Here is a 26,423-nt window from a genome sequence, read left to right as displayed (position 1 = left end):
CTGGGGTAACTTCCTGTTGATCACGCAGTCGCGAGAGTGGAGGAGCGAACCCATGCGCTATGTCCCCCTGGGCAGTTCAGGTCTGCGGGTGTCCGCGGTCGGCCTCGGCTGCAACAACTTCGGCGGCCGCCTCGACGCCCGGGCCACCCGCGCCGTCGTCGACGCCGCCCTCGACGCGGGCATCACCCTCCTCGACACCGCCGACATCTACGGCGGCCGGGGCGGCTCCGAGACCCACCTCGGCCAGGCCCTCAAGGGCCGCCGCGACCAGGTCGTCCTCGCGACCAAGTTCGGCTACGACGGCGTGGACATGGAGTACGGGCCCGCCGCGGGGTCACGCGGCGGCCGCGCCTACATCCGACGCGCCGTCGAGGAGTCCCTGCGCCGCCTGGAGACCGATCACATCGACCTCTACCAGCTGCACAGCCCCGACCCGGACGTCCCCATCGCCGAAACCCTCGCCGCGCTCACCGAGCTCGTCACCGAGGGCAAGGTCCGCTACATCGGGCACTCCAACCTCAGCGGCTGGCAGCTCGCCGAGGCCGCCCACGTCGCCCGGGAGACCGGCGCGGCCCCCTTCGTATCGGCGCAGAACGAGTGGTCGCTGCTCCAGCGGTCCGTCGAACGGGACCTCGTACCCGCCGCCCTGCACTACGGCGTCGGCGTGCTCCCGTACTTCCCCCTGGCCAACGGCCTGCTCACCGGGAAGATCCGCCGGGGCGCGCCCGTCCCGGCCGGCTCCCGGCTGGAGGGCCGCGACGCCTACCTGACCGACGAACGCCTGGACACCGTCGAGGCCCTGGCCGCGATCGCGGAGAAGTACGACCGCACCGTCCTGGAGCTCGCCATCGGCTGGCTCTCCGCCCAGCCCGGCTGCGCCTCCGTCATCGCCGGCGCCACCTCCCCCGAGCAGGTACGGGCGAACGCCGCCGTCGCCGACCGCCCGCTGGAAGCCGCGCTGCTCGCGGAGATCGACGCCATCGACGGCATCGGCGCGGGGGAGCGGTGAACCCCGGGCCCGTCCTGCGCTGCGCCGTCCTGGACGACTACCAGGGGGTGGCGACCACCGTCGCGGACTGGTCCTCCGTCGGCGACCGGGTGGAGGTCGTCACCCACACCGACCACCTCTGCGACGAGGACCTGCTCGCCGCCCGCCTGGCGGAGTTCGACATCGTCGTCACCCTGCGCGAGCGCGTGGGCTTCCCGGCCTCACTGCTGGACCGGCTGCCCCGCCTCAAGCTGCTCGTCGCCAGCGGCATGCGCAACACGGTCATCGACTACGCCGCCGCCGAGCGCAACGGGGTGACGGTGTGCGGCACCGCCAGCTCCTCCGCCCCGGCCGTCGAGATCACCTGGGCCCTGCTGCTGGGCCTGGCGCGGGGCATCGTCCCCGAGAACACCGCCCTGCGCGCCGGGGGCCCTTGGCAGCACACCCTCGGCGCCGACCTCCAAGGACGGCGGCTCGGACTGCTGGGTCTCGGCAAGATCGGCGGCCGGGTGGCGCAGGTCGCTCTGGCCTTCGGCATGGAGGTGACGGCCTGGAGCCAGAACCTCACCAAGGAGCGGGCCGAAGCGGCAGGCGTGTCCCTCGCCGCGTCCAAGGAGGAACTCCTGGCGGACAGCGACTTCGTCTCCGTCCACCTCGTCCTCGGCGAGCGCACCCGCGGGCTGATCGGGGCCGCGGAACTGGCGCTGATGCGCCCGACCGCGTATCTGGTCAACACCTCCCGGGCGGCCATCGTCGACCAGGACGCGCTGATCGAGGCCCTGCAGGGCGGGCGCATCGCGGGCGCCGGACTCGACGTCTTCGACATCGAGCCGCTGCCCGCCGGACACCCCGTGCGCACGGCGCCGAACCTGCTCGCCACACCGCATCTGGGCTATGTCACGCGGGACAACTACGCCACCTACTACGGCGAAGCCGTCGAGGACATCCGCGCGTTCCTCGACGGCGCGCCCGTCCGCGTCCTCCCGTAGGAGGACGGGGTCCGGTTCAGGCGGGTGCGCCGGTCAGGACCTCCACCTGACCGGTGTCCAGCGAGTAGTAGCCGCCGACGACGGCCAGGGAGCCCTTCTTGACGAGGGGCGCCAGGTCGGCGTTGCCGCGCAGGCCGTCCGCGGTGATCGTGATCTGGTTCCGGATCATGGTGTCGACGGCATCGGCGCCGGGGTCCTCGACGGTCGCTTCAGCACGAACAGGTCGCCGACCCCGGTGTCGAAGACCAGCTCCGGCGGCACTCGGGAGTCGATGCAACCCAGGACCACGCCGAAGGGCTCCTGCCCCTGGGCCACGAGCTCGCGGCGGTCCGGATCCCTGTTGGGATGCTCCAGGTCACCGCTGACCCAGCGCCTGTTGCCGTGCATCAGCCGCGTGAACGCCGACTTCGGCGTGGCCGGGGACGGTTCCGGCGCCGCCGTGTTCACCTTCGCGGTGGTCGCCGGGGAACAGCCCGCCAGCCCGCCAGCGTGACCGCGGTGATCGCGCGGCCGCCGGTGAGCGCGGCCCGACGGGGTGCGAGTCCTGCCCTGTCCATGGTTGGTGCTCCGCGCAGTCGCCCGTACGTCCTGACGACGGCGATTGTCCGGGCTCGCCGGGCCGGAGCGGCGGCAGGCACGAGCGCGCACGCCCCCCGACGCCCCTGACGGCCCACCGCGGACGCCCCCCGCCCCGCCCGCACCCCACGGAAACGGCCCGGGAGGCCCGCATCGCGCGGGCCGCCCGGGCCGGTACCGGCGTCGGCCGGCGGAGCTCAAGGGCTCAGGACACGATGTCCTTGCGGGAGAACCCCCGGAAGGCGAGGGCGAACAGCACCACCGCGTACGACACCGACACCGCCACCCCCTTGATCATCCCGCCCCACTCCAGCTGCGGCTGGAGCGCGTCCGCCCACGCGAACTGCCAGTGCGCCGGCAGGAACTCCCGCCAAGACCCCAGCGCGGTCACCGCGTCCAGCACGTTCCCGACGATGGTCAGACCGACCGCCCCGCCGACCGCGCCCAACGGCGCGTCCGTCCGCGTCGACAGCCAGAACGCCAGCCCGGCCGTGACCAGCTGCGACACGAAGATGAAGGCGACGACCAGCGCCAGCCGCGGCACCGTGTCCGCGGCGGGCAGCGCCCCGCCGGTGGGCAGCTTCAGCGGCCCCCACCCGTACGCCGCCGTGCCCGCCGCGAGCGCCACCACCGGCAGCAGCACCATCGCCGCCAGGCTGAACCCCAGCGCCACCACCAGCTTGCTCCACAGCAGCCGCGCCCTCGGCACCGGCGAGGCCAGCAGGTAGCGCAGCGAGGACCAGCCGGCCTCGGAGGCCACCGTGTCCCCGCAGAACAGCGCGACCGGGACCACCAGCAGGAAGCCCGCCGACACGAACAGGCAGGTGGCCGCGAAGTTCGCCCCCGAGGCCGTCGCCGTGTCGATCAGGCTGATCCGGCCGTTGCGTCCGCCCCCGCCGTTGTCCGGTCCGCCGCCCACGGCGAACGCGATGATCATGATGAACGGCAGTGCCGCCAGCACCCCGCCCATCACCAGCGTCCGCCGCCGGCGCCACTGGCGCAGTGCCTCCACCCGCAGCGGGAGCGTCCGGCCCGCCCGGTAGCCGGCGGCCACCTCTGTCACGGCGCTCACGCCGAACCTCCGATCAGGGTGAGGAACGCGTCCTCCAGCCGACGGTGCGGCCCCACTCCGGACACCGGCACCTCCAGCCGTACGAGTTCCGCGATCAGCCCGGCGGCCGTCGCACCTTCGAGCCGTACGAGCAGCCCGTCATCGGCGGCGACGACGGAACCGACCCCTTCCAGGGCCCCCACCTTCTCCAGGAGGGGCTCGTCCACCGGCCCGGCCAGGGTCACCAGCAGGGTGTCCCCGCCCCCGGTGATCTCCGCGACCTCGCCCGCCTGGACGAGCCGGCCGCGGTCCATGACCACCAGGTGCGTGCAGGTCTGCTCGACCTCCGAGAGCAGGTGGCTGGAGACGATGACAGTCCGCCCGGCGGCCGCGTAGCGGATCATGACGTCCCGCATCTCCCGGATCTGCGGCGGGTCCAGACCGTTCGTCGGCTCGTCGAGGATCAGCAGGTCCGGCATGCCGAGCATGGCCTGCGCGATCGCGAGCCGCTGCCGCATGCCCTGCGAGTACGTGCGCACCGCGCGTTCCAGGGCGTCGCCGAGCCCGGCGATCTCCAGGGCCTCCGCCATGTGGGAATCCTCTACTGGCCGGCCGGTGGCCTGCCAGTAGAGCTCCAGGTTGGCCCTGCCCGTCAGGTGCGGCAGGAAACCCGCGCCCTCGACGAAGGCGCCGACCCGCGACAGCACCGGAGCCCCGGCCCGCACCGCGTGCCCGAACACCCGGACCTCCCCGGCGTCCGGCGAGATCAGCCCCATCAGCATCCGCAGGGTGGTGGTCTTCCCGGCTCCGTTGGGCCCGAGCAGACCCAGCACCTGGCCCTTCTCCACCCGGAAGGACAGGTCCCGCACGGCGTAGCGGTCCTGGGACTTCGCGTAGCGCTTCGTCAGCCCGGTGATTTCGAGTGGTACGTCGGCCAGTGCGGGTTCGGGCTGCGGTGCTCCCGCCCGCGTCCCGGCGCGGCCCCTGCCGGTCCTCCGGATCCCCAAGAGCCCCGCGGCCAGCGCCACAGCGCCCAGCGGCAGCCACCAGGTCCAGGCGGGCAGGGCGGCCGCCGCGGTCCGCACCTCAGGGGCGACGGGCACGGACAGGGGGCCCTCCGCCGAGACGGTGTACACGGCGGGCGCGGCGGGGGACGCGTACCCGAGGTCGGTGGCGGCGACCACGAGCCGCAGCCGGTGCCCGGCCTCGACGGCGTGGTCCACGGCCGGCAGCCGCAGCCGCACGGTCCGGCCCTGCTGGGCGTCCGACACCCGTACCGGGGCGACCAGCTGACTGGGCAGCACCTGCTGGCGCCCGTCGGGCCCCACGTCGTACACCTTGCCGAACAGCACCGCCGAACCGTCCGCAGCCGTCGACCTCACCTTCAGGGTGACGGTCGGGGTCCCGGTGATCCGTACGCCCTCGGCCAGCGGCTCCGATTCGAACCGGCCGTTCTGCCCCGGGAAGTCCAGCGACAGCCCGGCTCCGAAGGAGGCGAGCTGTCCGCCGATGCCGGGCAGCGCGGACAGCGACGGCGGGGCGCCGCCCGCCGGGTTCGCGAAGCTCTGCTCGCGGCCGGTGAGGGCGAACTCCCGCGGCCCGGAGGTGAGCCCGGGGTAGCGGTCGGCGCTCGCACCGCGCACCTGCACCGTCCCGTCGGTGGAGTCGATGCCGCCGGTGCGCGAGACCCGGAACGCCGGGCCGGTGACGGCGCCCTTCCCGTCCGCGCCGCCCTTGAGGTAGCGGTCGAACCAGGCCGTCACGCGGGCCTCGATGCGGCCGGACTCGCGCATGCCGCCGTCGTGTCCGCCGGCCGCCCAGTCCACCGCGACGGGGGCGCCGTTGGCCGCGATGGCCTTGGCCATGGCATCGGCCTGATCCAGCGGGAAGAGGGAATCCTCCTGGCCCTGCACGATCAGGGCGGGCACCTTGATCCTTTCGCCCACGGCCGAGGGGCTGCGCTTCTCCAGCAGCTCACGGGCCTCGGCGTCCGGCTTCCCGGCCACCGCGACCCGTTCGTACATCGCGCACAGCTCCGGCTGGAACCGTCCGCAGCCCGGCGAGGCCGCGGAGTCGGCGGGCTGCCCCTGGGCGCGGGGGCCGGTGCCCGCGCCGGTGCCCGCCGTGCCGGTGCCCGCCGTGCCGGTGTCCGCCGCCGCGCCCGTGTCCGGAGCGGCTCCGCCCGGGTTGGTGCTCGCCGCGCCGGTGGTGAAGAAGATCCCGGTCCACAGCTTCTTGAACACGTCGTTCGGGAAGAGGGCGTCGGCGAGGTTCCAGTACGTGATCTGCGGGGCGATGGCGTCCACCCGGCGGTCGTACCCGGCGGCGAGCAGCGCCGCCGCACCGCCGTACGAGGCCCCGGACACGCCGACGCGCGGATCGCCGTCCGCGTCGAGCCGCACCTCGGGCCGGGCCGCGAGCCAGTCGATGAGCCGGGAGACGTCCTTGACCTCGTGCTCGGGGTCGTTCAGCCCGATCCGGCCGCCCGAGCGGCCGAAGCCGCGCGCCGACCAGGTCAGGACGGCGTACCCGTCGCGGGCCAGCTGTTCGGCCTGCCCGCGGACGTCTTCCTTGCTCCCGCCGAATCCGTGGCCGAGAAGGACGGCGGGACGCTTCTCCGCCGCGTCCGGCCCCTCCCCGGCGGTGAAGTACGAGATGTCGATGCCGGCGCCGGGCATCTGCAGCACGTGGTCCTGACGGTGCACGGCGGGCGGATCGGCGGACGCCACGGCGGTGGCCGTCAACGTACCGGCCCCCGCCAGGACGGCCAGGGCGGCGCCGCCGGCCAGCAGGCGGTCCCGGCGGCGCCGGGGCAGTCGGAGCTTCATACGGGAACCCTAAACGCCAGGCCCCCGGCGCCGGAGCGTCCGCAGGGTGAGGTCGACACCTTCTCGAGGACTACACGGGCGGGCCCGCGTACCGCGCCCGCGGTACACGGCGACAGGCGCGCACCCGCCGGTGCCCGGCCCGCGTGCTCCCGCCGGTGCTCGGCCCGCGTGCTCCCGCCGGTGCCCGGCCCGCACGCTCCCGCCGGTGCTCTGCCCGCGCGCACCCGCGGCGCTCTGCCCGCGCCCCCGACCTGCGCCGGACGGCGAGCGGCGGGAGGATGGGCCGCATGCTGCTGGCCGAGGTCGCGCGCGTGTCCCGGGAGGTCGCCGAGACCTCCGCCCGGTCCCGGAAGACCGCCCTGCTCGCGGAGCTGTTCGCCGCCGCGCCCCCAGAGGAGGCCGGGCTGGTCATCTCCTACCTCGCGGGGCGCCTCCCGCAGGGCCGCCCCGGCGTCGGCTGGCGGACCCTGGGCCGGGAGACCGCACCCGCCGCGCTGCCCACGCTCACCGTCGCCGCGGTCGACGCCGCGGTGACCGAACTGGCCGCGCTGGCGGGCCCCGGCTCGCAGGCCGCGCGGGGGCGGATCGTGGCAGCCCTGCTCGGCGCGGCCACCGAGCCCGAACAGCGGTTCCTGCGCAGCCTGCTGTCCGGCGAGGTGCGCCAGGGCGCGCTGGACGCGGTGGCCCTGGAGGGGGTGGCCGCGGCCGCCGGGGTGCCGGCCGCCGAGCTGCGCCGCGCCGTGATGCTGGACGGCTCCCTGCCCCGGGTCGCGGCGGCCGTCCTCGCCGAGGGGGCCGAGGCGCTGCGCGGGGTGGCCCTGCGGGTCGGGCAGCCGGTGCAGCCGATGCTGGCCGGCACCGCCAAGTCGGTGGCGGAGGCGCTGACGGCGCTCGGGCCGTGCGCGGTGGAGGAGAAGCTGGACGGGATCCGCGTCCAGGTGCACCGCGCGGAGGACGGCGTACGGATCTACACGCGCTCCCTCGACGAGATCACCGACCGGCTGCCGGAGGTGGCCGAGCTGGCGCGGGCGCTGCCCGGCGAGCGGTTCATCCTCGACGGGGAGGTCATCGGGCAGAGCCCCGAGGGGCGTCCCGTCCCCTTCCAGGAGGTCGCGAGCCGGGTCGGCTCCCGGGTGGACGTGGCCGCGGCCCGCAAGGTCCTTCCGGTGACCGCGTACTTCTTCGACATCCTGGCGGGGGGCGACGACGTACTCCTCGACCTGCCCGTCCGCGAGCGGTACGCGGCGCTCGCGGAGCTGGTCCCGGAGGCCTCCAGGGTCCGGCGCCTGGTCATCGAGGACCCGGCGGCGGACGGGGCGCGGGCGGCGGCCGAGGAGTTCTCGGCCGAGGCCCTGCGCCGGGGCCACGAGGGAGTGATGGTCAAGGGCCTCGACTCGGCCTACGCGGCGGGACGGCGCGGCAGACACTGGCTCAAGGTCAAACCGGTGCACACCCTCGACCTGGTGGTCCTCGCCGCCGAATGGGGTCATGGCCGTCGCACCGGACTGCTGTCCAACCTGCATCTGGGGGCCCGGGCCGCCGACGGCACGTACGCGATGCTCGGCAAGACCTTCAAGGGCCTCACCGATGTGATGCTGCGCTGGCAGACCGAACGGCTGCGCGAGCTGGCCGTGGAGGACGACGGCTTCACCGTCCGGGTGCGGCCCGAGCTGGTGGTAGAGATCGCCTACGACGGGCTCCAGCGCTCGCCGCGCTACCCGGCCGGAGTGGCGCTGCGCTTCGCGCGGGTGCTGCGGCACCGCCCGGACAAGAGCGCGGATCAGGCCGACACGGTGGACACGGTGCTCGGCGGGCGGCCCGAGTAGACGCTCTTTGCCTCAGAGGTAAGGAGAATTGCCAATGAGGTAAGGATCTGGCTCAATCGGGGCATGACAACCGGTCCTGCTCCCGGCCCCGCAGAAGCGGCCGGGGACGACACCCAGACGGCGGAGCTGCCCGCCGTGGCCCCGCAGCTGCGCGAACTGCGCCGCCGCGCCGGCCTCACGCTGGAAGCCGCCGCCGCACGGGCCGGGCTCTCGCCCGCCCACCTGTCCCGGCTGGAGACCGGGCGGCGCCAGCCTTCGCTGCCGCTGCTCCTCGAACTCGCCCGCACCTACGGTACGACGGTCTCCGAGCTGCTCGGCGAGGCCCCCGCCGTGGCCGATCCCATCGTACGGGCGGGCGGACCCGGGGCCCGCGAGGCCGACGGCTGGACGTACTGGCAGGCCGGCGGCTCGGGGCGCGGGATGCAGGCCCTGCGGGTGCACGTCCCGCCCACCCGCGACCAGGGCGAGCTGGTCCGCGTACACCCCGGAGAGGAATGGCTGTACGTCCTGACCGGGCGGCTGCGGCTGCGCCTGGGGGAGGCCGAGTACCTGCTGGACCCGGGCGACAGCGCGCACTTCGACTCGCTCACCCCCCACCGCATCGGCGCGGCCACCCCCGCCGGCGCCGACCTGCTGTTCGTCCACACGCTGCTCCAGAGCAGCCGCGCCGGGCTGTGCCTCGGCGCCGCGACCACCCACCACCACTAGCGCAGGAGCCGCACCATGTCCCAGGAAGAGAACGTGACCGCGAACGGAACCACCGCCACGTCCGAGGAAGCCCAGCCGGAGCCGGTGACCCTGCTCAAGCGCTTCGAGTCGAAGTTTCCGCGGGGTCTGATCATCCGCCTGGTCGCCTATCTCTTCGTCGGCCACCTCTTCGCGTTCTTCGTCTACCTGCTCTTCGTCCTGGGCGGCCAGAACCAGTAGGCGCCCCGAGCCCCTTCCGGCCCGCGCCGGACCCAGCCGAGCGGGGGCGGATCGCGGGCCCGCCGGACGCGCAGCACGCACACGGCCCCGACGGCGGTGGTGACCGTACCCGCCGTCAGGTCCGCCGCCGCGCTCCAGCACGCCGGATGTCAGCCCGCGGCCGGCTGCTGCATCGTCGAGCAGTGGATGCCCCCACCGCCGCCCATCAGGCGGTCGACGTCGAGCTGGACCACTTCCCGGCCCGGGAAGGCCGCCGCCAGCGCCTTCTCGGCCCCGGCGTCCTTGGCCCGGTCCCCGAACTGGGAGGTGATCACCGCGCCGTTGGCCAGGTGGAAGTTGAGGTAGGAGTCGACGAAGTCGGGGCTGCCGGAGCGCAGCGTGTCCGGGCCGTCGACCTTGAGGACCTGGAGCCTGCGGCCCTTGGCGTCGGTGGCGGCGGACAGGATCGCGAGCTGCTGCCGGGCGTCCTGGGCCCAGATGTCGGTGCGGCCGGGGGGCGGTACCTGGACCACCACCACGCCGGGCCGGACGAACCGGGACGTGACGTCGATGTGGTCGTCGGTGATGTCCTGGCCCTTGATCCCGGGGACCCAGATCATCTTGTCCGCGCCGTAGGCGGCGAGGACCCTGGCCTCCACCTGGGCCCGGCTCAGACCCGGGTTGCGGTTCTTGTTGACCAGGCTGCTCTCGGTGGCCATCACGGTGCCGTCGCCGTCGGTCTCGACCGCGCCGCCCTCCCCGACGAAGGTGCTGGTGACGAACGGCAGCGTCTCGCGGGAGGCGATCAGCCGGGCCACGTTCTGGTCCTTGCGGTGGGTCTGCTTGTTGCCCCAGCCGTTGAAGTTCAGGCCGATCGCGTCCACGGAGCCCGCGCCGTCCCGGCGGAAGACGGCGCCGCTGTCGCGCATCCAGAGGTCGTCGACCGGTATCGAGGAGATGACCGTGACGGTGGAACCGCAGCGGGACCGGGCCGTGGCCGCCGCGCTCGCGTCGGCCGCGCACATCACGACGGGCTCGTAGCGGGCGACGGTCCGGGCGATGAGGGCGATGTCCTGCTGCACCCCGGCGAGGTCGGAGCCCCAGATGGAGCGGCTGGAGGGCCAGGCCATCCAGGTGCGCAGGTGCGGTACGTCGTCGAGCGGAACGGTCATCCGGCCGGCGGCCCCGGCCCGGACACCCCGGGCGTCCTGGGCCCCCGGGATGGCCTGATCGGCCTGATCGGCCTGATCGGCCTGATCGGCCTGATCGGCCTGATCGGCCTGGGCGGACTGCGGGGCGGTGACGCCGAGGGTCAGGCCGACAGCTCCCGCTCCCGCCGAAAGGAGCAGTTTTCTACGGCTTGGATTCATTCGAACCTCCGAAGGAGGAGTGGATGAGAGGTAGCCGCACTGTGGCACTAACTGAATTTTCAGTCAATCATTCTGCGCCCGCCGGGCGAGGGCTCACCGCTCCGTCGTCCTCGGGCGTTCGAGCGCCGGGGCGGTGATCCCGCACTGGGTGCGGCACTGCGGCTGGGGCGCGTCGGGGGCGAAGGTGCGTACGGTCGCCCACGCCAGCACGGCTCCGACCACCAGCACCCCCGCACACCAGAACATGGCACGCCCGAAGGCCGCGTCGAAGAGGTCCGCCGTGAGGTAGGCGTCGGGCCCCATGCCGGCCAGCAGCGGCAGCGCCGCCACCGCGAGCAGGCCCGCGGCCCGCGCGGCGGCGTTGTTGATACCGCTGGCCAGCCCCGCCCGGCCCGGGTCCACCGAGGCCAGTACGGTCGCCGTCAGCGGAGCCACCAGGGCCACCATTCCCATCCCCAGCACGATCAGCGCGGGCAGCACGTCCCGGACGTACGAGGCGTCCGGCCCCATCCGCACCGCCAGGAGCATTCCGGCCGCGCACAGCAGCGGCCCCACCGTCAGCGGGATCCGCGGCCCGATCCGCTCCGCGAGCGCCCCGGACCGGGCGGACAGCAGCAGCATCAGGGCGGTGGTGGGCAGCAGGGCGGCTCCGGCGGCCAGCGCCGAATACCCGCACACCACCTGGAGCTGGAGGATCACGAGGAAGAAGAACCCGCCGAAGGCCGCGTACACGCACAGGGTGACCAGGTTGACGGCCGTGAACTGGCGGGAGGAGAAGATCTCGGGCGGCACCATCGGATCGGCCCGCCGCCGCTCCACGAGCACGAAGACCGCGGCCAGCAGCACCCCGCCCACCGCCGCGCCGACCACCGCGGCCGTCCCGGACCGGGCCTCGATCAGCGCGTACGTCAGCAGGGCCAGCGCCGATGCGCCGAGCACCGCCCCGGCCACGTCGAAGCGGCCGTGCGCCTGCGGATCCCGGGACTCCGGTACGTGTCTCAGCGCCACCGGCACGCATACGGCGGCCAGCGGCACGTTCAGCAGGAACACCCAGCGCCAGCCGGGCCCGTCCACCAGCCAGCCGCCGAGGAAGGGCCCCACGGCCGCGCCCACCCCGCCCAGTCCGGACCACAGGCCGACCGCCCGCGGCCGGTCGCCCCGCCGGATGGAGCCCTGGATCAGTGCGAGCGAACCGGGGGTCAGCAGCGCGCCGCCGACCCCCTGCAGGGCGCGGGCGCCGATCAGCACCCCGGCGTTCGGCGCGATCCCGCACAGCAGCGAGCCCGCCGCGAACCACACCACGCCGAGCACGAAGATCCGGCGCCGCCCGAACCGGTCACCGAGCGCCCCGCCGACCAGGATCAGCCCGGCCAGGGTCAGCAGGTAGGCGTTCACCGTCCACTGGAGCACCGCGAGATCGGCGTCGAGATCCTGCCCGATGCGCGGGAGCGCCACGTTGACCACCGTCGAGTCGAGCATGGCCATCCCCGACCCGAGCACGGTGGTCAGCAGGATCCACCGGCCCCGGGCGGACGCGAGCGGGACGTCGGGTCCGGGTGGCCCCGAGGAGGGCGGCCCGTCGGTCGGCCGGTCGGCTTCGGTCATGTCCTCAGGCTGGCCCGGGTGGCCGGTACGGGCCACTTGGCGGCCGAGAACTCGTCTCAATAGGCCCTCTTGTAATGCACATGACCTCTCGATCACCATGGCCCGCGCACATCACGCACGCCCATTCCGCACAACCTGCACACGGCGTACGAGGAGACCACACGTGGCCCAACGCGACAGACGACGATCCCTACGCGCGGCGCTCGCCGCTCTCGCCTCGATCCTGCTCTTACCCGTCGGCGCGGGCGTCGCCGCCGCCGCACCGGATCCGGGGCCCGCCCCCGGGGCCGCCGAGCGCAAGATCGAACCCAAGCTCCGCTCCCAGCTCGACGGCTCCGCGAAGGCCGTCTTCTGGGTCTACCTCGACAGTGCGGCCGACCTCACCGCCGCGGGGAAGCAGCAGACCCGTGCCGCCAAAGCGGAAACGGTTCTGCGGGCCAAGAAGGACCACGCCGCGCGCAGCCAGGCCGAGGTGATCAAGGCCCTGGACGGAGCGAAGGCCGAGTACACCTCCTACTGGATCGTCAACGCCGTGCGGGTCGTCGGCAGCGAGAAACTCGCCGGGACCCTCGCCCAGCGCCCCGAGGTCGCCCGGATCGACGCCGACGACAAGGTCGACCTGCCCAAGCCCGCCGACGGCAAGCGGGAGCGGGCCGCCGCCGACGCCGTCGAGTGGAACATCGACCGGATCAAGGCCCCGCAGGTCTGGGACCAGCTCGGGGTGCGCGGCGAGGGCATCGTCGTCGCCAACATCGACAGCGGCGTGGACTACACGCACCCCGCCGTGAACAACCAGTACCGCGGCAAGCACGCCGACGGCTCGTACGACCACAACTACAACTGGTTCGATCCCGCGGGCGTCTGCGCCGGCGCCGCCCCCTGCGACAACAACGACCACGGCACCCACACCATGGGCACCATGGTCGGCGACGACGGCGGAGCCAACAAGATCGGCGTCGCCCCGGGCGCCAAATGGATCGCCGCCAAGGGCTGCGAGACCAACTCCTGCTCCGAGGCCTCCCTGCTCGCCTCCGGCCAGTGGATCGTCGCGCCGACCGACCTGAACGGCCAGAACCCGCGCCCCGACCTCGCCCCGCACGTCGTCAACAACTCCTGGGGCAGCGCCGCGCACGACGACTGGTACCAGCAGATCGTCGACACCTGGCGCGCCGCCGGCATCTTCCCGGCCTTCTCCAACGGGAACTCCGGCCCCAGCTGCTCCACCAGCGGCTCGCCCGGGGACTACGCGAGCTCCTACAGCTCCGGCGCCTTCGACATCAACGGCGCCATCGCCTCCTTCTCCTCGCGCGGCGCGGGCCCCGGCGGCATCGTCAAGCCCAACATCGCGGCCCCGGGCGTGAACGTGCGCTCCTCCGTCCCCGGCGGCGGCTACGAGGCCTTCTCCGGCACCTCCATGGCCTCGCCGCACACCGCGGCCACCGTGGCCCTGCTCTGGTCCGCCGCCCCCGCCCTCGAAGGGGACATCGCGCAGACCTCGGCCCTGCTGGACGGCACCGCCGTGGACACCGACAGCAGCCAGTGCGGCGGCAGCGCCGCCGACAACAACGTCTTCGGCGAGGGCAAGCTGGACGCCCTCGCCGCCGTGACGGCCGCCCCGCGCGGCGCGATCGGCGCACTCGGCGGCACCGTGCGCTCCGGCGGCCAGCCCCTCGCGGGCGTGAAGATCACCGCCGACGGCCCGATCGACCGTACGGCGACCACGGCTGCCGACGGCAGCTACAGCTTCGGGTCCCTCTCGGTGGGCACGTACACGCTGACCGCATCGAAGTTCGGCTACGGAGAGCAGACCGGCACGGCCACCGTCACCGAGAACGCCACCGCCACCGGTGACTTCACCCTCACCCAGGCCGCCTCCGCCAAGCTCACCGGCACCGTCTCCTCGGGCGCCGGCCCGGCCGCGGGCGCCGTCGTCACCGTCGCGGACACCCCGGTGACCGCGACCACCGACGCGCAGGGCCGCTTCGAGGTCACCCTGCCGCACGGCACGTACGACGTGAACGCCACCCACGCCTCCCGCTGTGTCACCGGCGGCAGCGCCCGGCTCACCCTCACCGGCGACGCCACCGTCGCCGTCGACCTGCCCGAGCGCACCGACGGCTACGGATACGCCTGCGCCACCGCCGGCGACCGCCCGTACCCGGCGGGGGACCGGCAGCTCGCGTTGACCGGCGACAACACCACCGAGCGCGTGGACCTGCCCTTCCCGCTGCCGCTGTACGGAAAGACGTACGGCCAGGCGTGGATCGGCACCAACGGCACCGTCAGCTTCGGCGGCAACAACACCGGCGACATCAACGGCGACCTCCCGAGCACGGCCACGCCCAACGCGGCCCTGTACCCCTTCTGGGACGACCTGGTCGTCGGCGCGGCGGGCAGCGGCTCCGGCGTCTTCACCGGCGTGACGGGCACCGCGCCGCACCGCAGCTACGTGATCGAGTGGCGCGAGGTGTCCCACTGGTCGGCCCAGGCCGACAAGTTCTCGTTCTCGGCGTCGATCGGCGAGGACGGCACCGTCACCTACTCCTACAAGGGGACCGGCGGCACCGGCATCAAGGGCGGCTCCACGGCCACGGTCGGCGTGGAGAACGCGACGGGCACCGACGCCTTCAAGTACTCCTTCAACACCGCGGTCATCTCGGACGGCCTGTCCATCGCCTTCCGGACCACCAGGAGCGGTGTCGTCGCGGGCCGGGTGCTCGACGCCAACGACGGCAACGGCATCGCCGGGGCCACGGTCACCGTCGGCAGCGGCGACACGGCGGTGTCCGCGACCACGGCCGCGGACGGCGGCTACGTCGTCCAGAGCCCGTCCGGCGCCAGGACCGTCTCCCTGGCGGCCCCCTCGTACGAGTCCGCCACCGCGACGGTCGACGTCAAGCCGGCCGACGTCACGGCGGTCACCCAGTCCCTGCGCACCGGCAAGGTCACCGCGGCCAGGTCCGCGGTGGAGGTCGTGCTCCCGGCCGGCCAGAAGCGCACCCGCACCCTCGACCTCACCAACCCGGGCCTCGGCACGGCGTTCACCGTGACCGAGGACGCGGCCTGGCTCACCGCCACCCCGGCCTCGGGCAACCTCCCGACCGGCGGCAAGGCGCCGCTCACCCTCACGGTGGACACCGCGGGGCTGGCTCCCGGCTCGGTGCTGACGGCCGATCTGAAGATCACCTCCGCCAGCGGCCGCTCCCCGGTCCTGACGGTCCCGGTCAAGCTCGTGGTGCCGCGCTACCAGGTCGCCCTGGACGCGGGCTCCGACTACGCAGGCACGGACGCGGCCGGTGACAGCTGGTCCCCGGACCGGAAGTACACCGCCGGTTCGTACGGCTACCAGGGCAACGCCACCGTCCAGTCCACCGGCCGCACGATCGCCGGAACGGACGAGCAGCGGCTGTACCGCAACGCCCGCGAGGGCATGTACGAGTACCGCTTCGACAACGTCCCCAACGGGACCTACACGGTGGAGCTGGGCTTCGCGGAGCTCTCCAACACCAAGCCGAACAAGCGCGTCTTCGACGTCCTCGCGGAGGGCACACAGGTCCTGCCGTCCCTGGACGTCTCCCTGGAAGCGGGCACCTACACGGCCCTGACCCGCACCTACACGGTGACGGTCACGGACGGCGTGCTCAACGTCCGCTTCATCACGCACAACGGCTTCGGCAAACCCCTGCTGAACACCCTGCGCGTGACGGACCGCCCCGACAGGAGCTAGCCGCACCCCGGTGAGAACGGGGCGGGGCACCCGGAGGTGCCCCGCCCCCGCACGTCCGCCCGGCCCGCCGCGGTACGCGGATTGTCCTACCGGCATCCGGGTGGCGGCCGCGGGCCGCGCCGGGCGACGCGCACGGGCGTGCGGTCCGGGGCCGCTAGCGTGGGCGACCATGACGGTGCTGGACGAGCAGACAGAGCAGCGGATCCGCGACCTCGTACGGACCACCGACCCGGGGGCCGTCTGGGCGGTCGGCGGCCCCGACGGTCCGCACGTCGGCGGCGGGGACCGCGACGCCGGGTTCGACGTCGGCGCCCTCGCCGCCGTGCTGGCCGTCTGGCCCGTGATCGGGAGCCTCGTCACGGCGGGGGAGCTGGCCCTGCACACCCCCCTCGCGGCCTACGGCGGCGCGGCCGCGGCCGGAACACCGGGCGGGACCACCACCCACCAGCTGCTCACCCGCGCCGACGGACTGCCCGCCCTCACCCGGCTCGCCGAACACCTCAGCGGCCGCCCGCTCGCGGAGTCCGCCGCCGCCCGGATCTGGCGGCCCCTGGGCATGACCGGCACCCGCTTCGCCGCAGGCGCCCTGCACGCGCCCCTCACCGACCTCGGCCGCTTCCTGAGCCACCTGCTGTCCACCGCCGACCACCCCGTCCCCCGCGCCTGGACCGCCGAGTCCCTCCGGATCCGCACCGGCGAGCTCACCCCCGCCCGCGGCCTGCTCTGGCACCCCGCCCCGGCCGGTGTCTGGGCCCACGGCGACGGCCCCACCGTCTGGGTCTCACCCCGCCACCACCGCTGGGCGGCGCTGCTGCCCACCCGCACGGCCGCCCCGCTGCGCACCGCGTTCCGGGAGGCGGCGTTCGGAGCAACTGCCCCGAGCTGACGGGCCGGGCCGGGTTCTGGCCCCTCCCGCCGAGGCCACCGCCCCGGTCCACTCCCTCAGAGCACTCGGAGCGCGCGCCGCCCAAGATCGACGTACGGTGATCCCGGTGTCACCGACCGTCGCTTCCGGCTGTGCGGAGGCACGGCGAGCCGTACGCCCCGCGGCGGCACCCCCACCCGAAGCGACTGCTCGACCCAGGCAAGGCGGACCCGGCATGACCCAGTCGACCACGACCCGAGGCCAGGCGGCCCCGACCGAGGGCGGCAGACCGGCACGGGCAGGCCGTGCGCAGGCCGTCCGCTTCGCCGCGACCCACACCCTGCCCGTCCTCGTACGCGGCCTCGTGGGCCCCCGCCCACAGGAACTGCACGCCCGCCCGGCCGCCGGCCGGCCCCGCTGGCCCGCCGCCACCCTGCGCGCCCTGCGCGCACGCCACGGCGGTGCACCCGTCCTCCTGCCCGGCCTGTCCGGAAGCACCCTGGTCATCCTGGACCCGCAGGACCTGGACCGGTTCTACGCCTTCTACGCCGCACCGGCGGGCGCCCTCACACCCGACCCGCCGGACCCGGGCCCGGCGGCGCCGCCCGGCGCACCCCGCACCCGGGGCGAACTCCGCGACGGCCGCCGGAAGATCAACGACGCCGTCCTCGCGGCGGGCAGCCCCGTCCACCCCTCCTGCGCGCCCTTCCTCACCGCCATCGCCGAAGAGGCCCGCCATCTGACGGCCTCCGACACCCTCGGACTCGCCCGCGCCCGGCACGCGGCGGCCAGAGCCGGCCGCCGGATCGTGCTCGGCGACGCCGCCGCCGAAGACGAGGAACTCACCGACTGGCTCAGGCGGCTGAGCGCATCGCCCGGCCGCCGCAGCAGGACCCGCGCCGCCCGGGCCGTCCACGCCGAGGCCGCCGCGCGCATCGCCCGGTACGCCGCCGACGCCGAGCCGTACACCCTCGTCGGGCGGGCCCGCCGGCACACCGACCCCACCGGCACCCTCGATCCCGTCGGGCAGGCCCAGCACTGGCTGCCGGCCATGGACACCGTCCCCGCGACCCTGCTGCGGACCCTGCTCCTCCTCGCCGCCCACCCCGCCGAACAGGACGCGGCCACCGCCGAGGCCCGGGCGGGCGGGGCCGCCCAGGGCGAACTGCCCCGGCTGCGGGCCTGCGTACAGGAGTCGCTGCGGCTGTACCCGGTGGTGCCCGACCTGGTCCGCGTCACCACCGCCGAGACCCAGTGGCGCGGCGTACGCCTGCCTCCGGGAACCTCCCTGCTGCTGCCCGCCCAGTTCCACCAGCGGGACCCCGAGCACGTGCCCGCCGCGCACGTCTTCGTCCCCGGAAGGTGGTCGGGCCGGGGGGCCCGCCAGGACGTCCGGATGGCCCCCTTCGGCCACGGACCGGGCCGCTGCCCGGGGGACCGGCTGGCCCTGCTGGTCGTCTCCGCGTTCTGCGCCGAGGTCCTGCGCGGGCACCGGGTGCGGGACGGCCGCCCCGCACTGGACCCGCTGGGCCCGCTGCCCACGGCGCTCGACCCGAGGCGGATCCGGCTCAGGACCGCCCGCCGCTGACCCGGGCGGGACCCCCGCGCACCGCCCCGCACGCCCTCCGCCGAAGCCCCGTGCCGAAGCTCCTCCGCCCGAGCCCATCCACCCGAGCCCCCGGCCGACACCCACGAGGAACTCATGTCCGACGCCGCGACCTCCGCGTCCACCGCCCCGGACGCCGACCTGCTCAACGCCATGTCCCGGGAGCTGGCCGAGGCCGCCGACGCCGTCGGCGAGGCGGCCCGCTACGCCTCCGGACTGGCCCTCGGCGCCCGCCTGCCGGTCAGCGCGCTCGGCCGCGGCCGCCGGCGCCGGCTCGGCTGGCGCACCCTGCTGCGCACCCTGACGGACCCGGCGGGTCTCGGCTGGGCCCCGCGCGGCCGGGGCGTGGCCCGGGCCGGGTGGTTCGCCGGGATCCTGGCCGGCCGGGAGAGCCTCGCCGTCAGCCTGGCCGTCTGCGGTCTGAAGGCCCGCATCCGGGCGACGAGCGCGGGCCACCCGGAGCTGCGCGCGGATCCGGACGCGGCCGCGATCCTCACGGCCGTGGAGGAGGACCGGCAGGACGAGGCCGTCCGGGTCTTCCGCGCGGTCATGCGGGACCAGGGCGCCCAGTACGCCTTCGCCAGGCTCTTCCCGACCTTCGCGGACATCCTGGCCTGGCAGGCGCTGACCGACGAGAACCCCTTCAACGACCACGCCGGCTGGCAGATCGCCACCGGGCGGGCCATGGCCGCCGAGCCCCTGCTCGGCCTCGGCGCCGCGGTGCGGGCCTTCCTCGACCGCGGGCCCGGCCACGCCCGCGCACGCGACCCCTTCGCGGGCCCCCTCGACCCCGCCGGGCTCCTCGACCGGCTCGACACCGGCGGCACCGTCGCCGGCTACGCCCGCAACCTCGACCTGCTCGGGACCCGCGGCCTCCTCCTCGTCCAGCAGGTGATCGGACCCGACGGAGTGCTGCGGTACGTCGTCCAGCTCGGGGACCTGCCGCAGGCCCCCGGCCGGCGCCCCCGGCCCGCCACGGCCGCCCCACTCGAAGCGGCCGACGGGCCGGAGTCCGCGCACGCACGCGCCGCGGCCCGCGCCGTACGCGCCCAGGTCCCCTCCGGCACGGAACTCGCCCTGGTCGGCCACCGCCTGGGCGGGACCACCGCCATGCACCTCGCCCGGAACCGGGACTTCACCACCGTCTACCCGGTCACGCATGTCGTCGCCATCGGCTCCCGCACCGACGCACGACCGCCCGCCGACCCCCGCACCCGGGTGTTCTCCCTGCCCGACGGCCACCGGCGGCATCCGCACACCCCCGCGCCCGGCGGGAGTTCCGCCGCCGATGCCTCGCTGGCCGCCTTCCGGGGCCGGGTCACCGGCAGCCGCCTGTTCCGGCTCTCCGACCGCTGAGGAACGATCACCGATGACCGACACCACCGCCCTGCGCACGCACTCCGCGGTCCTGCGCTCGCACGCCGAACGGCTCCGCGCCGCCTCCGAGGACCTGCGCGGCCAGGGCCCGCACGCCGAGGCCTTCCGCGCCGAGGTCGCCGCCCTCGCCGAGCGGTGCGCCACGGCGGCGGGCGGGCTCGCCCTGGCCGCCGCACAGCTCGACGCGTGCGGACCGACCCGCTGAGGCCCCCGGCGACGCTCGCTCGCGCCTTATGCCGCCGGGGTCGGGCCGTGCGGTGGGACCCCGGGGAAGTGCACGTCGTACCGGTCCTGTTCGGAGAGCAACTCCTCGAACGACGCAAGCCCCTGCTGGATCCGCCCGAGCGTCCGGAAGTACCCGAACCGCTCGACGCCCGGAGTCAGCACCACCAGCAGATCGACACCCCCGCCCGGCGCCGCGCCGAACGCGTGCGGCAGGCCGGGCGGTACGAGGACCAGCCCTCCCGCGTCCACCCGTACGGCCTCCCCGTCCAGCACGAAGTCGGCGGCGCCGCCCAGTACGTGGAACAGCTCGCAGGACCGGCGGTGGAAGTGGGTCGGGGCACCGGGGGCGCCCGCCCCGAGGGTGAGGCGGTTCACCCCCGCCGCCCCGCCGTCCGCGAAGAGCCGAAAGGCCCCGCCGTGGGGGAGGGGCACCTGCTCGGCCTCCTCGGCCCGGACCACCAGTGCGCGCTGCTGCCGCGCCGTGTTCTGCGCCGTGTTCTGCGTCATGTTCTGCCCCGTTCACAGGAAGCCGGGCGGCCTCGCGCTGCCCGGCCCCTCCATTCGACGTGGGGAACAGGGCGCGAACCAGCACCGTTCTCCACGTACGGCGATCACCGATCGCGATGCAGGGGGAGGTCCGGGGGATGGAACTACGGCAGCTGCGGTACTTCGTGGCGGTCGCGGAGGAGGAGGGCTTCGGCCGGGCCGCCGAGCGGCTGCACATCGTCCAGTCGGCGGTGAGCCAGCAGGTCGCGCGGCTGGAACGGGAGCTGGAGCTGGAGCTGTTCGACCGGACGGGGCGCCGGGTGCGGCTGAGCCCGGCCGGGGAGCGGCTGCTGCCCGAGGCCCGGGCGGTGCTCGCCGCCGCCGAGCGGACCCGTCAGGTGGCTGCCGCGATCGCCGCCCGGGAGGAAGGGGTGCTCAGGCTGGGCATCGTCCACGGACCGGGTGACCGGATCTACCGGCTGCTGGACGAGCTCGCCGCCCGCGCGCCCCGGGTCCGGGTGCGGCCCGGCCGGCTGCCGGTGACGGAGCGGCTCGCGGCGGTGCGCTCCGGGGAACTGGACGCGGCGCTGGTCCGGGGCCGGCCGGCGGCGCCGGGGCTGGAGCTGCTGCCGTTCTGGCAGGACCCCCTGTACGTGGCCCTGCCGGCCGGTCATCCGCTGGCCGCGGAGCCGCGGCTGAGCCCGGCCCAACTGGCGCACCTCCCGGTGCGGTTGGCCCCGCGGGAGCAGAACCCGCCGTTCCACGACCTGGTCACCTCGTTGGCCGGAGCCCCGCAGGGCCCGCCCTTCACCGACCTCCTCGGCACGCTGACGGCGATCGGCGCCACCCCGCAGACCCCGTCCTGGACGGTGTTCTACGAGGTGGCGCCGCTGCCCCGGCTGCCGCGTACCGCGATCCGGCCGCTGGAGGGCCCGGCGCTGACCACCTATCTGGCGGTGCCTCCGGGGCCTCCGGGGCCGGAGCTGCGGCATCTGCTGGCGGCGGCGGCCCGGTTCGGGACGGGCGGGGAGGAAGGGCTAGAGGACGAGTGACAGCAGGAGGACGAAGCCCAGCCCGACCACCGAGATGATCGTCTCCATCACCGACCAGGTCTTCATGGTCTGCCCGACGGTCATCCCGAAGTACTCCTTGACCAGCCAGAACCCGGCGTCGTTGACGTGGCTGAAGAAGAGCGAGCCCGCTCCGATCGCCAGCACCAGCAGCGCGGTCCCGGTCGTCGACATGTCCGCGGCGAGCGGGGCCACCAGTCCGGCCGCCGAGATGGTGGCCACCGTGGCCGAGCCGGTGGCGAGGCGGATGGCCACCGCGATCAGCCAGGCCAGCAGGAGGGTCGGAATGGCCCAGTTCTCGGAGAGTTCGAGGATCATCTGGCCGACGCCGGCGTCGATCAGGGTCTGCTTGAAGCCGCCGCCCGCGCCCACGATCAGAAGGATGCCCGCGATGGGCGCCAGCGACTTCTCCACCGTGGTCGAGATCCGCTCCCGGGTGAAGCCGGCTGCCCGGCCGAGGGTGAACATGCCCACCAGGACCGCGGCGAGGAGTGCGATCAGCGGGGAGCCGGCCACGTCCGTGACCCGCTGGAGGCCGTCGGCCGGATCGTCGACCACGATGTCGACCAGAGCCTTGATCAGCATCAGAGCCACCGGGAGGAGCACGGTGAAGACCGTCGCCCCGAACCGGGGCCGGTGCTCCAGGTCGGCGGACGGGCGCTGCGGGACCATGTGCTCGGGCGCCGGGATGTCGACCCAGCGGGCCGCGTACCGGGAGAACAGCGGCCCGGCGATGATCACCGTGGGGATCGCGACGACGACGCCGAGGGCGAGGGTGACGCCCAGGTTCGCGTGCAGTGCGTCGATGGCGACGAGCGGGCCGGGGTGCGGCGGGATCAGCCCGTGCATCACGGACAGCCCGGCCAGTGCCGGGACGCCGATCCGCATCAGGGAGTAGTTGCCCCGCTTGGCGACCAGCAGCACCACCGGGATCAGCAGCACGATCCCGACCTCGAAGAAGAGCGGCAGCCCGATCACCGACGCGATGAGCACCATCGCCCAGGGCATGGCCCTGCCCTTGGCGCGGGCCAGGATCGTGTCCACGATCTCGTCGGCCCCGCCGGAATCGGCGAGCAGTTTGCCGAGGATCGCGCCGAGTGCGATGAGTACGCCGACGCCCGCGACCGTGGAGCCGAGTCCGGCCGTGAAGCTGGCGATGGTCTTGGCCAGAGGGGCGCCCGCGAAGGTCCCGAGGGCGAGCGAGCCGACCGTCAGGGCCAGGAAGGCGTGCAGCTTGAGGCGGGTGATGAGCAGGACGATGACGGCGATGCCCGCGAGGACGGCTATGCCCAGCTGGGCGTGTCCGGCCGAGGTGATGGGCCCGGGGGCGGCCGCTGCCAGTGTCTCGACGCTGAGACCGGTCACGGTGACGGTTCCTTAACTCGTGGCTTTCAGGGCGGCGAAGGCCGGATGCAGGGGGAGGGGCGGACGGGCGAAGGGGTCAGAGCGGGCGCAGCGCGGTGAGCGCCCGTTCGGTGATCTCTTCGGGGGTGCCGGAGACGTCGACGGCGACACCGAGCTCGTCCCGCTGGAGCGGTTCCAGCGTGGCGAACTGGGAGTCGAGGAGGGTCGTGGGCATGAAGTGGCCCTTGCGCTCCGCCATCCGCTTCTCGATCAGGGGGCGCTCGCCCGTGAGGTGGACGAACACCGCCCCCGGGGCGCAGGCCCGCAGCCGGTCGCGGTAGGAGCGCTTGAGGGAGGAGGCGGCGATGACCCCGCCCCGCTGCCCGGCGCTGTAGCGGATCCACTCGCCGATGGCGTCCAGCCACGGCCAGCGGTCGGCGTCCTCCAGCGGGGTGCCCGCGGACATCTTGGCGACATTGGCCGCCGGGTGGAAGGCGTCGCCCTCGGCGTACGGGACACGGAGGGCTTCCGCGAGCAGCCGGCCCACGGTCGTCTTGCCCGTGCCGGCCACACCCATCACCACAATGACGCGCTGGGAGCTCACGTCGTACCTCGCTGTCCTCGTCGACATCGGTCCGTGCGGCACCACTGAAGCCCATTAAGTAGTACTTATTCAAGGGCTCGGCGGAAAACATCACATCTTTTGTTCGCCGAGGGGTCACCGTACGCTTACGCCATGACCACTGAAGGCAGTCCTGTGCAGGGGCTTCACTCCCGTGTCCTGGACGCCATCGGCCTCGCGATCACGGCCGGCGACTCCCCGCCGGGAAGCGTCCTGCGCACCGACGAGATCGCCGAGCGCTTCGACGCCTCCCGCACGGTGGTCCGGGAGGTCGTCCGCGTCCTGGAGTCGATGCAGCTCGTCGAGTCACGCCGCCGGGTCGGCGTCACCGTACGCCCGGCGGACGAATGGAACGTCTACGACCCGCGCGTGATCCGCTGGCGCCTCGCCGGCACCGACCGCCCCCGCCAGCTGCGCTCCCTCACCGTGCTGCGCTCCGCCGTCGAACCGGTCGCGGCCGGGCTGGCCGCCGCGCTGGCCACCCCCGAGCAGTGCGCGCAGCTCACCGAGGCGGCCCTGGGCATGGTCCGCACCTCGCGCGGCCATCAGCTGGAGGGCTACCTGCACCACGACATCGCCTTCCACCGCATCGTCCTCAACGCCTCCGGCAACGAGATGTTCGCCCGGCTGGGGGACGTCGTCGCGGAGGTGCTCACCGGCCGTACCGAGCACGCCGTGATGTTCCACGACCCGGATCCGGCCGCCGTCACCCTGCACGTCCAGGTCGCGGAAGCGGTACGGGAAGGGGACGCCGCCCGCGCGGAGGCGCTGACGCGGCAGATCGCCGTGGGCGCGCTGGAGGAGCTCGACGTACTCGCCCCGTGATCTCCCGCCGCCCCGCGGCCCGGTCCGAGAGGCCCGCACGGTAGGCCACACTGGGCGCGTGCTGGGACATGCCGAGAGAAATGACGGCGGCCCCGCCTCCTTCGTGGGGCGGGACGGCGAACTGGCCGCACTGGACGCGGCCTTGGCCGGACACCGGCTGATCACCCTCACCGGGCCGGGCGGCGTGGGCAAGAGCCGCCTCGTCCGGCAGGCGCTGGAGGCGGGCGCCGGAGCGTCCTTCCCCGACGGGATCCACTGGGCGGACCTCTCCCCGCTGCCCGACCACCGGCTGCTGGTGGACACCGTCGCCGGCGCGCTCGACCTCGCCGACCACACCCCCCGGACCCTGGGCGAAGCCGTGCGGGAATGGATCGGCGAGCGTCGGCTGCTCCTCGTACTGGACTGCTGCGAGCATCTCGTCGCCGCCCTACGGGACCTCGTACGCGACCTCCTCGCCGCCGCCCCGCACCTCGTGCTGCTCCTGACCAGCCGGCAGCCGCTCGGGCTGGCCCGCGAGCACGTACTGGAGCTCGGGCCGCTCCCGTACGCGCCGGGAGCGGGGGAGGCCCTGGCCCTGTTCACCGCCCGGGCGGCAGCCGCCGCGCCCCGGCAGGCCCCGCCCTGGACACAGGAGCGGCTGCACGCCGCCCGGGCGATCTGTGCCCGCCTCGAAGGGGTCCCCCTCGCGCTGGAACTCGCCGCCGCGCAGTTGACGGACCACACCGTCGAGGAACTCGCCCTGCGGCTCGCCCGCCGGATCGGCCCGCTGGCCGCCGACGGGCCCGTCGAACCGCCCCGGCACCGCGCCCTGCGCACCGCCATCGGCTGGAGCCACGAGTGGTGCGAGCCCCGCGAACGGCTGCTCTGGCTACGGCTGTCCGTCTTCGGCGGCGTGTTCGACGAGCCCGCCGCGCGCGCCGTCTGCTCCGCGGCCCCGCTCACCGAGGCGGAGATCGGGCCGCTGCTGGCGGTACTGGTCGCGAAGTCCGTCGTGCGCCGCGCCGGGCAGGGCCCCGACGGAGCCGCGTACCGGATGCTCGACACGGTCCGCGAGTACGGAGCCATGTGGCTGGACGGCGTCGGCGAACGCGAAGCCCTGCGGGCCCGGCACGCGGAGTACTTCCTGGAACTGGTCCGCACCGCCGAGCGGGACTGGCTCGGACCCGCACAGCGCGCGGCCTACCGGCGGATCGCCGCCGCGCACGGGGACCTGTGCGCCGCCCTCGACCACGCCCTGGCGGCCGCCCCGGGGCAGGCCCTCGAACTGGTCGGCCGGATCGGCTTCTTCTGGGCCTGCTGCGGCCACCTCCACGCGGCCCGCCGCTACCTGGAACGGGCGCTGGCCACCGCCCGCCCCCAGGACGTCCCGCCGGAGGACCGGCTCCGCGCCCTGTGGGCCCTCGGGGTGAGCCTGCTGCTCCAGGGCGAGAAGGACCAGGCACACCGGCTCGCGGTGACCTGCGAAGCCCTGGCGACGGAGTTCGGGCACACCTCCTGGCCCGCGCTGGACGCCGCGTACCTGCTGGGCCTGAGCCACCTGCTGGCCGGCCGGCCGCTGGCCGCGCGGATCGTGGCGGAGAACGTCCTGGAAGCCCTCCCCGGCCGCCCCTTCGACTCGGCGGCACGCCTGCGCTGCCACCTGCTCCGGGTGTTCGCCCTCACCGGGATGGGCCTGTTCGAGGACGCCCGCGCGGAAGCCGAGCGGCTGCTGGCCGGCTGCCGGGCCGTGGACGAGCACTGGACGCGGGCCTACGCCGAGTACCAGCTGGCGCTGATCTGCCTGTTCGAGAGCCGCCCCGCCGAGTCCGCGGTGCACGCCCGCGCGATGCTGGAGAGCAAGCGGGAACTCGGCGACAGCTTCGGCACCGCCCTCGGCCTCGACCTGCTCGCGGCAGCCCGCGCCGCGGCGGGCGACGGGGCCGGCGCGGCCCGCGCGTACGGGACCGGGCACGCCTACTGGCAGGCCGTCGGCCACCCGCAGCGCGGGACACCGGAACTGGCCTCCGTACGCGAGGAGTTCGAGCGCACCGCCCGCGGGGCGCTCGGGGACCGGGCGTACGAGGAGGCCTTCATGGAGGGCGTCCGCCACGGCCACGCCCTGCGCACCCGGACCCACCTGTACGGAGGGTGAGCCGCG

The 26,423-nt window shown here is 74.5% G+C and carries 22 protein-coding genes and 1 pseudogene; 13 read left to right on the top strand and 10 right to left on the bottom strand.

Annotated features, from left to right (window positions below; all coding sequences use genetic code 11):
• Positions 1–52 precede the first annotated feature (52 nt).
• Both ACZ4TG_RS02665 and ACZ4TG_RS02660 read left to right on the top strand, forming a co-directional pair.
• Positions 53–1,009, top strand: coding sequence for an aldo/keto reductase (locus ACZ4TG_RS02665; protein WP_468159489.1), 957 nt, complete (start codon positions 53–55; stop codon positions 1,007–1,009).
• On the top strand, positions 1,006–1,977 hold the full coding sequence (locus tag ACZ4TG_RS02660; RefSeq protein ID WP_468159488.1) for a D-2-hydroxyacid dehydrogenase family protein: 972 nt from the start codon (positions 1,006–1,008) through the stop codon (positions 1,975–1,977). The genes ACZ4TG_RS02665 and ACZ4TG_RS02660 overlap by 4 nt, the downstream gene beginning before the upstream one ends.
• A gap of 16 nt (positions 1,978–1,993) precedes the next feature.
• On the opposite strand, the gene ACZ4TG_RS02655 is transcribed toward ACZ4TG_RS02660, so the two are convergent.
• From ACZ4TG_RS02655 to ACZ4TG_RS02640, 4 genes are all read right to left on the bottom strand, one after another.
• Positions 1,994–2,146: a hypothetical protein gene (locus tag ACZ4TG_RS02655; RefSeq protein ID WP_468159487.1), complete on the bottom strand. Its 153-nt coding sequence runs from the start codon at positions 2,144–2,146 to the stop codon at positions 1,994–1,996.
• A complete protein-coding gene (locus tag ACZ4TG_RS02650) occupies positions 2,143–2,364 on the bottom strand; it encodes a carbonic anhydrase (RefSeq protein WP_468159486.1) in 222 nt (73 codons plus the stop codon). Before ACZ4TG_RS02650 ends, ACZ4TG_RS02655 begins: the two co-directional genes overlap by 4 nt.
• A gap of 394 nt (positions 2,365–2,758) precedes the next feature.
• Positions 2,759–3,625, bottom strand: a complete 867-nt coding sequence (locus ACZ4TG_RS02645) for an ABC transporter permease (protein ID WP_468159485.1) — start codon at positions 3,623–3,625, stop codon at positions 2,759–2,761.
• On the bottom strand, positions 3,622–6,432 hold the full coding sequence (locus ACZ4TG_RS02640) for an alpha/beta fold hydrolase (protein ID WP_468159484.1): 2,811 nt from the start codon (positions 6,430–6,432) through the stop codon (positions 3,622–3,624). The genes ACZ4TG_RS02645 and ACZ4TG_RS02640 overlap by 4 nt, the downstream gene beginning before the upstream one ends.
• A 287-nt stretch (positions 6,433–6,719) precedes the next feature.
• Between ACZ4TG_RS02640 and ACZ4TG_RS02635 the strand changes: the two genes are divergently transcribed.
• From ACZ4TG_RS02635 to ACZ4TG_RS02625, 3 genes are all read left to right on the top strand, one after another.
• Positions 6,720–8,258, top strand: coding sequence for an ATP-dependent DNA ligase (locus ACZ4TG_RS02635; protein WP_468159483.1), 1,539 nt, complete (start codon positions 6,720–6,722; stop codon positions 8,256–8,258).
• A 63-nt stretch (positions 8,259–8,321) separates the two neighbouring features.
• A complete protein-coding gene (locus ACZ4TG_RS02630; RefSeq protein WP_468159482.1) occupies positions 8,322–8,966 on the top strand; it encodes a helix-turn-helix domain-containing protein in 645 nt (214 codons plus the stop codon).
• Between the two features lie 15 nt (positions 8,967–8,981).
• Positions 8,982–9,185 (top strand): DUF6126 family protein, encoded by a 204-nt coding sequence (locus tag ACZ4TG_RS02625; protein ID WP_468159481.1) that lies wholly within the window; start codon positions 8,982–8,984, stop codon positions 9,183–9,185.
• On the opposite strand, the pseudogene ACZ4TG_RS02620 reads toward ACZ4TG_RS02625, so the two are convergent.
• From ACZ4TG_RS02620 to ACZ4TG_RS02610, 3 genes and pseudogenes are all read right to left on the bottom strand, one after another.
• Positions 9,149–9,313, bottom strand: a pseudogene (locus ACZ4TG_RS02620) (hypothetical protein); the annotation flags it as partial. The gene ACZ4TG_RS02625 and the pseudogene ACZ4TG_RS02620 sit on opposite strands and share 37 nt — an antisense overlap.
• A 21-nt stretch (positions 9,314–9,334) precedes the next feature.
• Entirely contained in the window at positions 9,335–10,534 is a 1,200-nt protein-coding gene (locus tag ACZ4TG_RS02615) for an agmatine deiminase family protein (protein WP_468159480.1), read from the bottom strand.
• A 93-nt stretch (positions 10,535–10,627) separates the two neighbouring features.
• The gene (locus ACZ4TG_RS02610) at positions 10,628–12,139 is read right to left on the bottom strand and encodes an MFS transporter (protein ID WP_468159479.1); all 1,512 of its coding nucleotides are present in this window, start codon (positions 12,137–12,139) and stop codon (positions 10,628–10,630) included.
• 163 nt (positions 12,140–12,302) lie between these two features.
• Here ACZ4TG_RS02610 and ACZ4TG_RS02605 point away from each other — a divergent pair, with 163 nt between their 5' ends.
• From ACZ4TG_RS02605 to ACZ4TG_RS02585, 5 genes are all read left to right on the top strand, one after another.
• Positions 12,303–15,866 carry a S8 family serine peptidase gene (locus ACZ4TG_RS02605; RefSeq protein WP_468159478.1) on the top strand — a complete coding sequence of 1,188 codons (3,564 nt, stop codon included), beginning with the start codon at positions 12,303–12,305 and terminating at the stop codon, positions 15,864–15,866.
• 169 nt (positions 15,867–16,035) lie between these two features.
• Positions 16,036–16,752: a serine hydrolase domain-containing protein gene (locus ACZ4TG_RS02600; RefSeq protein ID WP_468159477.1), complete on the top strand. Its 717-nt coding sequence runs from the start codon at positions 16,036–16,038 to the stop codon at positions 16,750–16,752.
• Positions 16,753–16,966: 214 nt separating this feature from the next.
• Entirely contained in the window at positions 16,967–18,319 is a 1,353-nt protein-coding gene (locus ACZ4TG_RS02595) for a cytochrome P450 (protein WP_468159476.1), read from the top strand.
• A 114-nt stretch (positions 18,320–18,433) separates the two neighbouring features.
• A complete protein-coding gene (locus ACZ4TG_RS02590; RefSeq protein ID WP_468159475.1) occupies positions 18,434–19,693 on the top strand; it encodes a hypothetical protein in 1,260 nt (419 codons plus the stop codon).
• A gap of 13 nt (positions 19,694–19,706) precedes the next feature.
• On the top strand, positions 19,707–19,919 hold the full coding sequence (locus tag ACZ4TG_RS02585; RefSeq protein WP_468159474.1) for a hypothetical protein: 213 nt from the start codon (positions 19,707–19,709) through the stop codon (positions 19,917–19,919).
• 26 nt (positions 19,920–19,945) lie between these two features.
• On the opposite strand, the gene ACZ4TG_RS02580 is transcribed toward ACZ4TG_RS02585, so the two are convergent.
• The gene (locus ACZ4TG_RS02580) at positions 19,946–20,446 is read right to left on the bottom strand and encodes a cupin domain-containing protein (protein WP_468159473.1); all 501 of its coding nucleotides are present in this window, start codon (positions 20,444–20,446) and stop codon (positions 19,946–19,948) included.
• A gap of 137 nt (positions 20,447–20,583) precedes the next feature.
• Here ACZ4TG_RS02580 and ACZ4TG_RS02575 point away from each other — a divergent pair, with 137 nt between their 5' ends.
• Positions 20,584–21,477: a LysR family transcriptional regulator gene (locus ACZ4TG_RS02575; RefSeq protein ID WP_468159472.1), complete on the top strand. Its 894-nt coding sequence runs from the start codon at positions 20,584–20,586 to the stop codon at positions 21,475–21,477.
• Here the strand turns inward: ACZ4TG_RS02575 and ACZ4TG_RS02570 are convergent.
• Positions 21,463–22,860 (bottom strand): GntT/GntP/DsdX family permease, encoded by a 1,398-nt coding sequence (locus ACZ4TG_RS02570; protein ID WP_468159471.1) that lies wholly within the window; start codon positions 22,858–22,860, stop codon positions 21,463–21,465. The two genes, ACZ4TG_RS02575 and ACZ4TG_RS02570, sit on opposite strands and share 15 nt — an antisense overlap.
• 76 nt (positions 22,861–22,936) lie before the next feature.
• Positions 22,937–23,470 (bottom strand): gluconokinase, encoded by a 534-nt coding sequence (locus ACZ4TG_RS02565; RefSeq protein ID WP_468159470.1) that lies wholly within the window; start codon positions 23,468–23,470, stop codon positions 22,937–22,939.
• Between the two features lie 105 nt (positions 23,471–23,575).
• On the opposite strand from ACZ4TG_RS02565, the gene ACZ4TG_RS02560 reads away from it, so the two are divergent.
• Together ACZ4TG_RS02560 and ACZ4TG_RS02555 are read left to right on the top strand one after the other, a co-directional pair.
• A complete protein-coding gene (locus tag ACZ4TG_RS02560) occupies positions 23,576–24,286 on the top strand; it encodes a FadR/GntR family transcriptional regulator (RefSeq protein ID WP_468159469.1) in 711 nt (236 codons plus the stop codon).
• 58 nt (positions 24,287–24,344) lie between these two features.
• Entirely contained in the window at positions 24,345–26,417 is a 2,073-nt protein-coding gene (locus ACZ4TG_RS02555; protein WP_468159468.1) for an ATP-binding protein, read from the top strand.
• Positions 26,418–26,423 lie beyond the last annotated feature (6 nt).

It is taken from the genome of Streptomyces sp. NPDC028314 (genome assembly GCF_055565795.1).
The sequence above is the reverse complement of the archived record's forward strand: the minus strand, read 5'-3'. Positions and strand labels throughout refer to the sequence as shown.